15 protein-coding genes are annotated in these 12751 nt (G+C 52.2%); 6 read left to right on the forward strand and 9 right to left on the reverse strand.

Going from position 1 to position 12751, the window contains the following annotated elements:
• Positions 1 to 5: 5 nt before the first annotated feature.
• The 4 genes from GW579_RS15205 to GW579_RS15220 all read right to left on the reverse strand — a co-directional run bounded on the left by GW579_RS15205 (position 6) and on the right by GW579_RS15220 (position 4748).
• The gene (locus GW579_RS15205) at positions 6 to 1028 is read right to left on the reverse strand and encodes an ABC transporter ATP-binding protein (RefSeq protein WP_152326739.1); all 1023 of its coding nucleotides are present in this window, start codon (positions 1026 to 1028) and stop codon (positions 6 to 8) included.
• Positions 1029 to 1054: 26 nt separating this feature from the next.
• A complete protein-coding gene (gene ydcS, locus GW579_RS15210) occupies positions 1055 to 2194 on the reverse strand; it encodes a putative ABC transporter substrate-binding protein YdcS (RefSeq protein WP_152326738.1) in 1140 nt (379 codons plus the stop codon).
• A 34-nt stretch (positions 2195 to 2228) separates the two neighbouring features.
• Complete coding sequence (locus GW579_RS15215; protein ID WP_165059856.1) at positions 2229 to 3692, reverse strand: gamma-aminobutyraldehyde dehydrogenase; 1464 nt, start codon at positions 3690 to 3692, stop codon at positions 2229 to 2231.
• 147 nt (positions 3693 to 3839) lie between these two features.
• Entirely contained in the window at positions 3840 to 4748 is a 909-nt protein-coding gene (locus GW579_RS15220; RefSeq protein WP_152326736.1) for a LysR substrate-binding domain-containing protein, read from the reverse strand.
• Between the two features lie 205 nt (positions 4749 to 4953).
• Between GW579_RS15220 and GW579_RS15225 the strand changes: the two genes are divergently transcribed.
• The gene (locus tag GW579_RS15225) at positions 4954 to 5187 is read left to right on the forward strand and encodes a type II toxin-antitoxin system Phd/YefM family antitoxin (RefSeq protein ID WP_165059858.1); all 234 of its coding nucleotides are present in this window, start codon (positions 4954 to 4956) and stop codon (positions 5185 to 5187) included.
• Positions 5188 to 5275: 88 nt separating this feature from the next.
• Complete coding sequence (locus GW579_RS15230; RefSeq protein ID WP_235937398.1) at positions 5276 to 5572, forward strand: type II toxin-antitoxin system RelE/ParE family toxin; 297 nt, start codon at positions 5276 to 5278, stop codon at positions 5570 to 5572.
• A gap of 58 nt (positions 5573 to 5630) precedes the next feature.
• Here GW579_RS15230 and GW579_RS15235 read toward each other — a convergent pair whose 3' ends face one another.
• Positions 5631 to 6062: an OsmC family protein gene (locus tag GW579_RS15235; RefSeq protein ID WP_152326735.1), complete on the reverse strand. Its 432-nt coding sequence runs from the start codon at positions 6060 to 6062 to the stop codon at positions 5631 to 5633.
• 145 nt (positions 6063 to 6207) lie between these two features.
• On the opposite strand from GW579_RS15235, the gene GW579_RS15240 reads away from it, so the two are divergent.
• Entirely contained in the window at positions 6208 to 6387 is a 180-nt protein-coding gene (locus GW579_RS15240; protein WP_152326734.1) for a YodC family protein, read from the forward strand.
• Between the two features lie 86 nt (positions 6388 to 6473).
• Here GW579_RS15240 and metQ read toward each other — a convergent pair whose 3' ends face one another.
• The 3 genes from metQ to GW579_RS15255 all read right to left on the reverse strand — a co-directional run bounded on the left by metQ (position 6474) and on the right by GW579_RS15255 (position 9206).
• A complete protein-coding gene (metQ, locus tag GW579_RS15245) occupies positions 6474 to 7286 on the reverse strand; it encodes a methionine ABC transporter substrate-binding lipoprotein MetQ (protein WP_165059860.1) in 813 nt (270 codons plus the stop codon).
• 292 nt (positions 7287 to 7578) lie between these two features.
• Complete coding sequence (locus GW579_RS15250; protein WP_152326732.1) at positions 7579 to 7788, reverse strand: hypothetical protein; 210 nt, start codon at positions 7786 to 7788, stop codon at positions 7579 to 7581.
• A gap of 206 nt (positions 7789 to 7994) precedes the next feature.
• The gene (locus tag GW579_RS15255; RefSeq protein WP_165059862.1) at positions 7995 to 9206 is read right to left on the reverse strand and encodes an MFS transporter; all 1212 of its coding nucleotides are present in this window, start codon (positions 9204 to 9206) and stop codon (positions 7995 to 7997) included.
• A 433-nt stretch (positions 9207 to 9639) separates the two neighbouring features.
• On the opposite strand from GW579_RS15255, the gene tssD reads away from it, so the two are divergent.
• From tssD to GW579_RS15270, 3 genes are read left to right on the forward strand one after another with little or no spacing between them, the layout of a single operon-like run.
• A complete protein-coding gene (tssD, locus tag GW579_RS15260; RefSeq protein ID WP_165059864.1) occupies positions 9640 to 10125 on the forward strand; it encodes a type VI secretion system tube protein TssD in 486 nt (161 codons plus the stop codon).
• 6 nt (positions 10126 to 10131) lie between these two features.
• Entirely contained in the window at positions 10132 to 10572 is a 441-nt protein-coding gene (locus tag GW579_RS15265) for an STM2901 family protein (RefSeq protein ID WP_165059866.1), read from the forward strand.
• Positions 10566 to 10904 (forward strand): DUF1493 family protein, encoded by a 339-nt coding sequence (locus GW579_RS15270; protein WP_165059868.1) that lies wholly within the window; start codon positions 10566 to 10568, stop codon positions 10902 to 10904. The genes GW579_RS15265 and GW579_RS15270 overlap by 7 nt, the downstream gene beginning before the upstream one ends.
• A gap of 45 nt (positions 10905 to 10949) precedes the next feature.
• Here the strand turns inward: GW579_RS15270 and GW579_RS15275 are convergent, their stop codons facing one another.
• Positions 10950 to 12749: an ABC transporter ATP-binding protein gene (locus GW579_RS15275; protein WP_165059870.1), complete on the reverse strand. Its 1800-nt coding sequence runs from the start codon at positions 12747 to 12749 to the stop codon at positions 10950 to 10952.
• Positions 12750 to 12751: the final 2 nt, after the last annotated feature.

Genomic DNA, 12751 nt, shown 5'->3' on the forward strand with positions numbered 1-12751 from the left:
ATCGTTTAACCCTCAACCAGCGCCACCATGGCATCTTTGTCCCAACAGGCCACCACCGGTTGCCCCTGATGGAAGGTGTTTTTCGCGCTGACCGGAAGGTTATTTGCCTCACTGACAAACAGCTTTTCACCGCCTTCGAGCGCCAGTTCGTAGCGCGTTGCGGCGCCCTGGAAATGAATATCTTTGAGGATGGCGCTGACCTGAACCGAATCCGTTCCGGCCGCCGGTTGCGGCGTCAGGCGGATATGTTCAGGGCGGATGGAACGGCTGCCGGGAAGGCCGGTGAGCTTCAGGGAAAGTTCGGAAGTCAGCACGTTTGCGGTGCCGACAAACTGCGCGACAAATGCGGTGCGCGGGTTGAGATAAAGCTCGCGCGGCGTATCGACCTGTTCGATGCGGCCATTGTTAAACACCGCGACACGGTCCGACATCGACAGCGCTTCGCTCTGATCGTGGGTAACAAAAATAAAGGTGATGCCCAGCTCACGCTGTAGCTTTTTCAACTCACCCTGCATCTGCTCACGCAGTTTGAGATCCAGCGCGCCAAGCGGTTCATCGAGCAACAGTACGCTCGGCTGATTCACCAGTGCCCGAGCCAGCGCCACGCGCTGACGCTGACCGCCGGACAAAAATGCCGGTTTCCGGGCAGCGGTAAAACCGAGCGCCACGCGTTCCAGCGCTTCCATCGCCTTGTGCGTTCGCTCCTTTTTCCCCACGCCTTTGACCATGAGGCCATAAGCAACATTCTCGAGCACCGTCATGTGCGGAAACAGCGCGTAATCCTGGAAAACGGTGTTCACGTCACGCTCATACGGCGCAAGCTGCGACGCTTCCTGCCCGTGAATGCGGATGGATCCTGATGTCAGCGTTTCAAAACCTGCGATCAGCCGCAGGCAAGTGGTTTTCCCCGAGCCCGAAGGCCCGAGCATAGAAAAGAACTCGCCGTCCTGAATATCAATCGACACATTATCGACGGCTTTGGTTTCCCCGAATATTCGGGAAACATTGATAAATTGTACGGCGGCCATAGTCAGCTCCTGTAAATTGACAGTGATTAACGACCACCCATGATCGAAATATAATCCTGAGTCCAGCGTGAATAGGAGACGTACTTACCGTTCTCCGACTGCGGCGTTTTCCAGAATGAAATCGAGGCGAATTTGTCGAAACCGTTGGTCTGACAGCCTTCTGCGCCTAACAACGGGCTGGCTTTACATCCGGCGGGAACCGCAGGTACGGAACCAAACCAGGCGGCGACGTCGCCCTGCACTTTCGGCTCCAGCGACCAGTTCATCCATTGATACGCGCAGTTCGGATGTTCGGAATCAGCGGCTAACATGGTGGTATCCGCCCAGCCGGTGACACCTTCTTTCGGGAACACCGTGGCAATCGGCTGCTTCTCACCTTTCAGGGAGTTGGCCTGATACGGCCATGAAGAACTGGCAACAACACCTTCGTTTTTGAAATCGCTCATCTGCACAGACGCATCGTGCCAGTAACGGTGGATCAGCGGATGCTGGGCGCGCAGCAGTTTCAGCACGGCCTGATACTGGGTTTCGTTGAGCTGATACGGATCGTCGATTTTCAGATCCGGCTGGGTACTTTTCAGATACAGCGCGGCATCCGCGATGGCGATCGGGCCGTCATAGGCCTGCACGCGTCCCTGATTGGGTTTGCCATCAGGCAGATTTTGCGGAACGAAAATGACCGCCCAGCTGTCCGGCGGCGTCGGGAAGGTTTTCGTGTTATACATCAGCAGGTTTGGCCCCCACTGATAGGGCGTACCGTACACTTTCCCGCCAACGTTAAACCATGCGCCCTTCGTCAGACGCGGGTCGATACTCTTCCAGTTCGGGATAAGCGCCGGATTAATCGGCTGTACGCGTTTACCGTAAATCAGGCGTAACGACGCATCGCCGGACGCCGTCACCAGGTCATAGCCGCCTTTCGCCATCAGGCTGACCATTTCATCGGACGTTGCCGCGGTTTTCACGTTCACCTTGCAGCTGGTTTGCTTTTCAAACCGGGTCACCCAGTCGTAATTTTTGTCGCTTTCACCGCGCTCGATATACCCCGGCCAGGCCACTATATTTAACTGACCTTCGCCTTTACCAATACTTGCCGGTGTTTCCGCGGCCAGAGCGGTATTTAAAAAACTCAGCAGGCCCAAACAAATAGCAGATAGCTTTTTCATCGGTTACTCCTGTCCTGTCGTCATTGATATGTTTTTAGAATTGTGGTTTGAACTTCGCCATGATGTGTCTGACTACGCTGTAATCCTGTAATGAATAACTGGAAAGATCGTTGCCGTACCCGGAGCGTTTTAATCCGCCATGGGGCATTTCGCTGACTAAAGAAAAGTGGGTATTAATCCAGGTAGTGCCGTACTGCAGGTGGGAAGAGATTTGCATTGCAAGGTCGATATTTTGTGTCCAGACCGACGATGCCAGTCCGTATTCTGATTCGTTTGCCCAGCTGACGACCTGCGCAATAGTGTCGAACCGCGTGACGCTCACGACCGGCCCGAACACTTCGCGCTGTACGATTTCATCACTTTGCAGACAGCCTGCCAGCAACGTCGGCTGGTAATAAAAACCGGGGCCGGGATGCGACGCCGCGCCGGTAATACGCTCGATGTGCGGCTGGCTCAGTGCCCGCTCTACAAAACTCGACACGCGATCCCGCTGGCGGCTGCTGATGAGCGGCCCCATAAAGTTTTCGCTGTCGTTTTTGCGCGCGAAAGATAACTGCGAGACTGCCTCGCCCAGTTTTTCTACCAGACGTTCATAAATTCCGGCCTGCGCATAGACGCGGCAGGCGGACGTACAATCCTGCCCCGCGTTGTAATACCCCCACTTGCTGACCGCCTCCACCACATCGTCAATATCGGCGTCATTACACACAATCACCGGCGCTTTACCGCCCAGTTCCAGATGCGTGCGTTTCACGGTTTTGACCGCGGCCTGAAGGATGCGCTGGCCGGTGACGATATCGCCGGTCAGGGAAATCAGGCGAACATGCGGATGGCTGACCAGCGCATTACCGACGCCCTCGCCGCTGCCAGTGATCACGTTCAGCACGCCAGGCGGCAGGATTTCCTGTAAAGCCGGCAGCAGCGCAAGAATGGTCAGCGGCGTATGTTCAGAAGGTTTAAAAACAACGGTATTTCCCGCGGCCAGCGCGGGTGCAATTTTCCACGCCGACATCATCAGCGGGTAATTCCACGGCGCAATCGAGGCCACGACGCCCAGCGGATCGCGACGAACCATTGACGTGTGGCCGGGCAGATATTCACCGGAAAGCTGCCCCTGCTGACATCGGATGGCACCGGCAAAAAAACGAAAAACATCCACGGCGGCGGGCAGATCGTCATTGAGCGCCTGATGCAGCGGTTTACCGCAGTTCAGGGCTTCGAGACGCGCCAGCTGAGGCGCATGCTTTTCAATAGCATCGGCAATACGCAACAAGATCGTGGCACGTTCGGCGGGCGTGGTACGTGACCAGCGGATAAATGCCTGGCTGGCGGCGTTAACAGCCATATCCACCTGCGCCAGTGACGTTTCCGCCACTTCTGCAATCACTTCGCCAGTGGCGGGATTATAAATACTCTGTGTTGCGCCCTCGCCATGCAGAAGGTTACCGTTGATCGCGTGTTTATCAGAGAAACTGGCAACAAATTCTGCATCTGACATCGTACTGGCCCTCAGAGAAGTCAGTCATCGTGAATTAACAAAAATGTTATTTTTTAGTAACAATTCGTCTATTCACATTAGGTAATTTCTCTGAGGGCAACAAATAGCAATTACTGAAGGCTGCGTTCGGAAAAAACGAAGGCTCCGTTAAGCAGGGCGGCGCTTGGCGCTGTTTTCGCGTGCAATGGTGAGAAACGGCGTCACCAGTTCCGGCCGCGCACTGCCGCGCCGCCAGGCCAGCCCGATATCCAGCGGTTCGATGGAATCCTCCAGTTTACTGGCTTCGATCATATTGCCTTCCAGCGACCACGCGCGGTACGCCATGTCCGGCTGAACGGACACACCAAGCCCTGCCGCCACCAGGCTGCGCACGGCTTCGGTCGAGGCGGTTTTCATTGCGATATTCGGTTTTAGTCCCGCCCGTGCCCACAGCCGCTGCGCGTGCTTTTCCATTTCATCCACATTGAGCTGGATCAGTGGTTCGTCAGCGATATCGGCCAGCGAAATGCTTTCGCGCTCCAGCAGCGGATGCAGCGGCGGCAGCCATAAGCGATAAGAGGAGTGGGTCAGAACTTCGGTCTGAAGCGCATCGCGGTCTTCAAGATTTGAGAGGATCAGCACACCAATGTCGATCTCGCCGCTGACCAGCAGATGCTCGATGTACTGGCGCTCATCCTCGACGACTTTCACCTCGACATTCGGGTAATAGGCGTTGAACTGCTTGAGTAAATCCACCAGAAAATAGCCGGCCACCAGGCTGGTGACGCCCAGTGTGATTTGCCCGGTCACGCTTTCGGTTCCCAGCTGCAGGCTGCGTTTGGCGTTATCGACGGTTGCGAGGATCAGATACGACTGGCGCAAAAACTGGTGCCCCTGATGCGTCAGCGTCATCCCTTTGGCATGGCGGTCAAACAGACGCGCCTCTGTTTCCGTCTCAAGTTGTTGAATCGCCTGTGTCAGCGAGGACTGCGAAACAAAAGAGGCCTGTGCAGCGGCCGATATCGATCCGGTTTCAGCAACGGCAATAAAATGGCGGATCTGGCGTAACGTCAACATAGCGCGATCAGGACCTCTACATATAATCGAATACAGTCGCTCAGCATTCGGTTTAAGGGAATGATCAAGTAATGGCAGGCGGCGGATTTTTGTCAAACCGGGGAGCGGGGTTTTGCGAGACGTGCGGGAGAATGGGAAACTTACTTTGCAAGCAGTCTTTAAAAGAACCATATCCAGACCGTAAAACTTGGCTGAGAAATTAAACATGCAAATACAGACTATCAGCTCCGTAAAGAAGCATGCTGCTGTACTTGATTTATCACAACCGATACTGGTCACTCAGAATGGTGAACCGGCTTACGTGATTGAATCCTTTGAAGACAGACAAAAAAGGGATGAAACCATTGCTTTACTCAAGCTGCTTACGCTGGCAGAAAATGATAAAGCAGAAGGCCGGACATTCACGAGAGAACAGTTGTTAGCAGACCTTGCCAGATGAATCTCTCATCTGATCTGCTGCTTATTGGGATCAATTTATGTCTGCAACGAAAAGTAAAATTACGATTGAGTACCTGTAAACAGTAGAGTTGTCTATTGATGAAATTGCGTCGTTCCAGACTTCACAGGGAAACGATGCGCTAGAAAACATCAACGCAGTGTTGGATGAGTTTGAAGCAAAAGTGAAAATTTTTCCTTTATCCTGCCCGGTTGCACCCGATCTTGCCGCGCTGGGTATCATCAAATATCGCGAAGGTAATACATTGAATGCCTACCGCATCATTTATACCTATGATGAACCAGCAAACGTTATCTCCGTGTACGTGCTTCTTTCGCAGCGGCAAAATGTTCAGGAACTGTTGTTCAAAAAGTTGATCATGGGTTAACAACAGAAAAGCCACGCAAACTTCGCGTGGCTTTCAGATTCAAAACTTCAGTCTTTCATCAATTTTCCAGCTGATAAGTCAGCGTGATTTCCGCGTTCAGCACCTGAGAAACCGGGCAACCGGCTTTGGCTTTTTTGATGATTTCGTCAAATTTGTCTTTATCGATACCCGGCAGCTTGATTTTGCTGTCGAGCGCAATCTTAGTGATGGCAAATCCGCCGTCCACTTTATCCAGTGACACGTCCGCAACGGTATCGATGCTTTCTGGCGTGTGCCCTGCTTCGCCGAGCATCAGCGATAACGCCATCGAGAAGCACGCGGAATGCGCAGCACCAATCAGTTCTTCGGGATTGGTACCGACTTTGCCTTCAAAGCGGGTGTTAAATCCGTACGGCTGATCCTTCAGGGCCCCACTTTCAGACGAGATGTAACCTTTACCGTGTTTAATATCGCCTTCCCAGTGTGCCGAACCTTTCTTATGAATGGTCATGTTTTTCCTCCGTTTTGTATTACATTGGCTATAAGTATAGCTATAACGCTGTAATTCGCGAGGATCGCCTGGTTATGCGTCTTTAACGCGGTTTTTCGCAAAGTACGGCATTCATTCACCCTCACAAAAAAATAGAGAGGAAAACATGTTTAAACCTCAGGATCTGGTTCAGTCAAAAACCGGCGGACCGCAAATGATTGTGCTGCGCGTGGAAGGCGAAACGTTATGGTGCGCGCGCACGGATGATTTTTCAAAAAAAGAGATCGAAGTGAGCGCTGATTCCGTAAATCTGTATCACTTAGACGGTGATTTCGGCGTCTGCTGAAAACCTTTTTTTGATTTTGCAGATACAAAAAATCCTGAGATTGCAAAATCTCAGGATTCAATGATTACTTATCCGTGACTGTGTACTTACCAGCCTTTTACCGCGTCACCGTGATAGATGGCGTCCGCCGCTTTAACTGTTGCATCAGTCTGATAAGCTTCAACCAGTTCTTTTACAGCCTGACTGTCTTTGTTATCTTCCCGCGCCACAATAATGTTCACGTAAGGCGAATCTTTGTCTTCCACGAACAGACCGTTTTTGCCCGGCGTCAGGCCAACCTGACCGGAATACGTGGTATTGATCACCGCCAGTTCGATTTTGTCATCGTCAATTGCGCGGGTCAGCTGCGGAGCTTCAATCTCAACAATCTTGAGATGTTTCGGGTTCTCAATGATATCCAGCGACGTTGGCAACAAACCCACGCCGTCTTTCAGTTTGATCAGCCCTTGTTTTTGCAGCAGCAACAGCGAGCGGCCAAGGTTAGTCGGGTCGTTCGGCACGGCAACCTGCGCGCCATCGCTCAGCTGATCGATGGATTTGATTTTACGTGAATACGCAGCAATCGGATAAACAAAGGTTTTACTCACTTCCACCAGTTTATAGCCACGTTCTTTCACTTGTTTGTCGAGATACGGGCGGTGCTGGAAGGAATTGACGTCAATATCGCCGCTGCTCAGTGCAGAGTTAGGCAGCACGAAATCGTTGAAGGTCACCACTTCTACGTCCAGATTGTATTTATCTTTGGCCGTTTTCTTAATGGTTTCCCACATCTGCTGATCGATACCTGCACTGATGCCTACTTTAATGTGGTTCTCTTTAGATTTTTGGTCACAAGCGGTCAGCGCCAGAGCGCCAACCAGCGATAACGCCAGGAGTGTAATTTTTATTGCGGTACGCATGGGGTTTACTCTTTCCGTGAATAAAGAAGTGTTCAAATTGAAGCCGTAGCTTTACAGACACAGTGTTTCAAAACGTTTTCACATGAGCAAATACGAAAAAGAAATAACCTAATGCAAAAAGGGGATTTTCGGGCGGGCATTTATACATTAATTCAATAAAACGATAACCAGAATGTTGTGAATTTGTTGTTTTACCTTTATACAACCTGTTTCAATAAAAACAAAACATGGTCTAGGATTATTCTTAAGACCATGTTTTTTTCTGGGGTATAGCATTACAAGTAAAATAATATTATCTTACATTCAATTCCGTTGCCCACGCAGAAACTGTATCAGGAGAAATATAATTTACTTCGTAAATACAACCACTTGATGAAGATGTTAAATAGCCAATGCAGGGGAAAGAATCAGGATGCAATTCAACCAGAGCCTGCTGGATTTCTTCATCGCTCATTAAAGGGGAGATCGGGGCATCTGAAAACCGGAAGTAGTCTTCAAACATCCACGATATATAGTCCCTTTCACTCCTCAACACTCTCATATAACGCACTCCCTCCGGTTAAATCCCATTAAAAAAATAGCAGGGCGGTGGAATTCGTGCGAACAATAATTGAACTGAAATTGCCTTAAATCAAATAAAGCCCGCCGGAGGCAGGCTTCTGAGAGGTCAGGATCGCTTACGTGGAAAGATTTCCTGATCGCAAACGATCATTCTTTGGCGGAACGCAGTGCAACGGGCTGCGGGTGTGACAGGAAAATGGTGATGCCCGCCAGCAGCGTGAGCGCGCCGCCGAGAAGAAACGCACTGCTGACACCGGCGTTGTCCGCGAGGATCCCACCAAATAACGCGCCCAGCGCCAGCGAGGTCTGAAATACGCAAACCAGTAACGCCGAACCGGTTTCAAACAGAGCGGGCGATGCCTGATAAGTCCAGATATTCAGACACACCGGCAGCGCACCAAACGCCAACCCCCAGAGGATCACCAGCGCGCTGGCCAGCGGCAGCGGCAGGTTTAACAGTGACAACGCCAGCACCGAAAGGCTCAGCAGCAACATGTTCAGCATGAAGGCTTTCTTCACGCCAAATTCACGCACGGTGATTTCCGTCGTCAGCGTGCCAATCAGCCCTGCAACCCCGTAGCCCATCAGCAATAAGGAAATATCGCTGGCAGGCAGTTTCAGGTTAAAGCGCAGCCAGGGTTCGAGATAGGTGTAAGCCGCGAAATGGCCGCCCGCCATAAAGACGCCGATGATCAACGCATAACGGATCCCGGCCACTTTCGTCACGCCGAGCATTGCGCGCAGGCCGATGGACTGCTGCGCGGGTAAAGAAGGCAGCGCCAGCCATTGCAGCACGAAGAAAACCAGCGCCAGCGCCGAGTTGAGGGTAAACGCCATCCGCCAGCCAAACAGATCGCCGATAAACGCCCCTGCCGGAACGCCCGCCACGGTTCCGACGGCCACACCGGCGGTGATCAGCGAAATGGCGCGTGCGCCCTGCTCTTCCGCCACCAGCCTGCGCCCGGACGGAATAGCAAACGACCAGAAACCGCCGACACCGATGCCCAGAATGATGCGTCCAATCAGTAAAACGTTGAACGATTCCGCCATTACCGCGATGCCGTTTGCCAGAATCACTGACGCAGAGAGCAGTAAAAGCAGATTCCGGCGATCCATTTTTTTGGCGAAAAGCATAATCAGCGGCGCAGAAATTGCCGCAACCAGCCCCGGCAACATCACCGCCAGCCCGGCGTGGCCTTCCGTCACGCCCAGAGATTGCGCAATCGGCGACAGCAGGCCGATAGGCAGAAATTCAGTGTTAACCAGAACAAAGGTACCGCAGGCCAGTGAAAAGACCGCCAGCCAGCGGCGAAAAGCGGACGTCTCTGGCCGGGTGTCCAGCGATGAGCACTCAGTCATTATTGTTATCCTTAGCGAAGTGAATTATTACGGACATGTATTTTGATCGTAATAAAACGTGATCGCCGTCACCAGGTCAAGACTATTTATAACGACCGTTAGGGTATTTCTAATGACCATTTGGACTAAGCCAGAGCCCGCCTGCGATGCGGCTTACAGAGGGATCTTATGCCGCCGGTTTGCAGGGCACATACAGATAATGCGGACAGAAAATCTCTCCACATATAAAGTATGTTGTAACTAAGTTGCGTAACGAGCGGATCCCGGCTGGCATCCGCAGAAATGTGCTGAGTAAAAGTGACTGGTTTCTTCGGGGATAAGTTATCGATTTCATGTACTACTCTTCTGAAAATAACATGAATAATCAATCACTAATTGTTAACAGGCGCGGGGAAGCATACGGTGTTGTCACACAAACAACAGGGAGTTAAATATGGCAATTCCAGCTTACTTATGGCTCAAAGACGATGGCGGAGCACTGATTAAGGGGTCAGTCGATGCCAGAGGTCGCGAGCACTCAATCGAAATCACATCGTTCAATCATTCCCTCAGTATTCCCACTGATAGTGGCACGGGAAAACTCACAAGTACGCGGGTACATGGAGCAATGCAGGTTGAGAAGGATTTTGATTCCTCCTCACCTTATCTATACAAAGCTGTGGCCACCGGCCAGACCCTGAAATCAGCAGAATTGAAATGGTACTGGATCAATGACGCGGGTCATGAAGTTGAATATTTCAACATGTTCATGGAAGGCGTGAAGATCGTCTCTGTCGTCCCGATGATGCATGACACAAAAGCGGTGATAAATGTTGGCCATAAGGAAGCCATTCAACTGCGCTATCAGATAATCACATGGAAATATTTGGATGGAAACATCCAGTACAGTGATGCATGGAATGAGCGCATAACCGGGTAACAAAATATGGATACTACCGAACAAACCAGTGGCTACTACTTCAACGGGTTATCTAATTTATCACCAGGGGAACTGTTCTTTTGGGTTTTTCTGGATGAAACCGGCAAACAGGTAGGGATTACCGATTTTGCAAACCTTGCTCTGATTGTTCTCGGCCAGCCCATGAAAGCGACACGTGCCAAACCTCTTGGCGCAACACCTGGAACCTCGATATTAAGTTATCATCTGAGGCAATGGCTTAATATAGAGGTTAAGCAATGGCCTACTCTAACTAACGGGAGTATCCGGCGGTTAAAATTCTCCTACGTAACAAATCTCGGGGCATTTGTTGGCCGATGGATCCCTTTTGTTGGTTGGGTAATACTCGCTGATGATGTTGCTACAATTGCCTGCAAAACCACTAACCGTTTTAACACCATTGCCAATGAGAAAGATCGCCTATGGTAAGTAATGAGGAAATCATAAATTGGTACAATGAGCGTTATAACAAACCGGGTTATTTCTCTAAAAAACGCAGGCCGGTCACTATTGATACCAGCCTTTCTACCGGCCGTTATGTCTGGGCGTGTGAAACCGGGGACGACATCATGAAAGAATATTTCGAGAAATTCCAGGTTGAACCTCAGGGGTTTGATTTCTTGAAGTACTGGCCAATTGAGGCGTCTGGCCTGTCAATTTTTGCGTTATGCACCTGCGGAGATGATTACGAGGAGCCACTACCATTAACGCTCAAAATGTTGGCTGAATCAGCGCGTGCGGGAAAGTGGCTATATGGCTAAAAAATTAATTTTAATTCTCTCTTCTTATCTGATCGGATATTTCATTCAAACCTGCACAAAATGCCCCGCGCTGACTTCGCGGTAATGCCGGGCGGGCGGCAGATAACTGGCGCTGCGCAGCGGGCTGGCGAGTTCTTCCGGCGCGATGGCTCGTTTACGGCGGACATCCGGGTTGGGCACCGGCACGGCGGCCAGCAGTTTGCGGGTATAGGCGTGCTGCGGGTTTTCGAAGATGTCTGCGCGCGAACCGATTTCCACGATTTCCCCCAGATACATTACCGCCACGCGGTGGCTGATGCGTTCCACGACGGCCATATCATGCGAGATAAACAGATACGCCAGCCCGAGTTCCTGCTGGAGATCGAGCATCAGATTGATCACCTGCGCTTTTACGGAGACGTCCAGCGCCGAGACGGCTTCATCGGCGATAATCATTTTAGGTTCCAGCGCCAGTGCGCGCGCGATACAGATCCGCTGACGCTGGCCGCCTGAAAACTGATGCGGAAATCGGGACGCCATATTGCTTTGCAGCCCGACCTGTTCGAGCAGCTGCGCGACGCGGCGTTTTGCCCCTTCTGCATTGTGCAGGCCGAGGCTCATCATTGGTTCAGCAATCGCCTGGCCGATTCGCATACGCGGATTCAGGCTTTCATACGGATCCTGAAAAATCATCTGCGCCTGCGTGCGGATTTCCGTCAGATGCGCCGGATCTGCCCGGCGGATATCCTGACCGGTGATCAGCACGTCGCCGGAGGTGGCTTCGGTGAGGCGCAAAATCGTGCGGCCGGTGGTCGATTTTCCACAGCCCGATTCCCCGACCAGCGAGAGCGTTTCGCCCGGTTGCAGGCTGAACGAGAGATCTTCAACCGCATGGACGCGCGCCGTCACGCGCCGCAGCAGGCCGGATTTCACATCAAAACGCGTGATCAGGTTTTTTACGTCGAGCACTGGCGGCCCGTCGCGTATCGTGTTGACCGGTTCGGCGACCGGCAGCGGTGCTCCGGTGCGCGTGTCCGTCAGCGGAAAACGGGTGGGCAGCGTCGTACCTTCCATCGCGCCGAGCCGTGGCACCGCAGAAAGCAGCGCGCGGGTATAAGCGTGTTGCGGCAGATGAAAAATTTCGCGCGTTGAGGCTTGTTCCACCGCTTCGCCGCGATGCATCACCAGCGTGCGGTCAGCGACTTCCGCCACCACGCCCATGTCGTGCGTGATGAACAACACCGACATCCCCTCTTCTTCCTGAAGCGATTTTATCAGCGCCAGAATTTGCGCCTGAATAGTGACATCCAGCGCCGTGGTCGGTTCGTCTGCAATTAATAAACGCGGATTACAGGCCAGCGCGATGGCAATCACCACCCGCTGGCGCATGCCGCCGGAAAAGCTCAGCGGATATTCATTGAGCCGGGAGGTGGCCGCCGGAATACGCACTTTTTCCAGCAACCGGACAGCTTCGGCGCGCGCGGTGGCGTCATCCATGCCGCGATGGCGTTTGAGCACTTCGGTAATCTGGACACCGATTTTCAGCACCGGATTCAGGCTGGTCATCGGTTCCTGAAAAATCATTCCGATGCGATTTCCGCGAATACTCTGCATCTGGCGCGCGTTCAGGCTGAGCAAATCCTGCCCGCCGAACTGGATTTTTCCCGAATAGCGGGCCTGTTTTTCATCCAGCAAACGCATGACCGACATCGCCGTCACGCTTTTCCCGGAGCCGGATTCGCCCACCAGCGCCAGCGTTTCTTTCGGGCCAATCGAGAAGGAAAGATCCCGCACTACGTTCAGCCATTCGCCGTCTGAGCTGAAAGCGGTATTAAGGCTTTCGACCTGTAAAACCGGATTGTGCATCT

Origin of the sequence: Rahnella contaminans (assembly GCF_011065485.1) — a bacterium.
Classification (GTDB): Bacteria; Pseudomonadota; Gammaproteobacteria; order Enterobacterales; family Enterobacteriaceae; genus Rahnella; species Rahnella contaminans.

Bases quoted from the DNA above. Each gene is read 5' to 3' on its own strand.
- GW579_RS15235 (WP_152326735.1), bottom strand. From the start codon at position 6,062: ATGACCATTCATAAGAAAGGTTCGGCACACTGGGAAGGCGATATTAAA.
- GW579_RS15240 (WP_152326734.1), top strand. From the start codon at position 6,208: ATGTTTAAACCTCAGGATCTGGTTCAGTCAAAAACCGGCGGACCGCAA.
- GW579_RS15255 (WP_165059862.1), bottom strand. From the start codon at position 9,206: ATGACTGAGTGCTCATCGCTGGACACCCGGCCAGAGACGTCCGCTTTT.
- metQ (WP_165059860.1), bottom strand. From the start codon at position 7,286: ATGCGTACCGCAATAAAAATTACACTCCTGGCGTTATCGCTGGTTGGC.
- tssD (WP_165059864.1), top strand. From the start codon at position 9,640: ATGGCAATTCCAGCTTACTTATGGCTCAAAGACGATGGCGGAGCACTG.
- GW579_RS15250 (WP_152326732.1), bottom strand. From the start codon at position 7,788: ATGTTTGAAGACTACTTCCGGTTTTCAGATGCCCCGATCTCCCCTTTA.
- GW579_RS15275 (WP_165059870.1), bottom strand. From the start codon at position 12,749: ATGCACAATCCGGTTTTACAGGTCGAAAGCCTTAATACCGCTTTCAGC.
- GW579_RS15205 (WP_152326739.1), bottom strand. From the start codon at position 1,028: ATGGCCGCCGTACAATTTATCAATGTTTCCCGAATATTCGGGGAAACC.
- GW579_RS15270 (WP_165059868.1), top strand. From the start codon at position 10,566: ATGGTAAGTAATGAGGAAATCATAAATTGGTACAATGAGCGTTATAAC.
- GW579_RS15225 (WP_165059858.1), top strand. From the start codon at position 4,954: ATGCAAATACAGACTATCAGCTCCGTAAAGAAGCATGCTGCTGTACTT.
- GW579_RS15220 (WP_152326736.1), bottom strand. From the start codon at position 4,748: ATGTTGACGTTACGCCAGATCCGCCATTTTATTGCCGTTGCTGAAACC.
- GW579_RS15265 (WP_165059866.1), top strand. From the start codon at position 10,132: ATGGATACTACCGAACAAACCAGTGGCTACTACTTCAACGGGTTATCT.
- GW579_RS15215 (WP_165059856.1), bottom strand. From the start codon at position 3,692: ATGTCAGATGCAGAATTTGTTGCCAGTTTCTCTGATAAACACGCGATC.
- ydcS (WP_152326738.1), bottom strand. From the start codon at position 2,194: ATGAAAAAGCTATCTGCTATTTGTTTGGGCCTGCTGAGTTTTTTAAAT.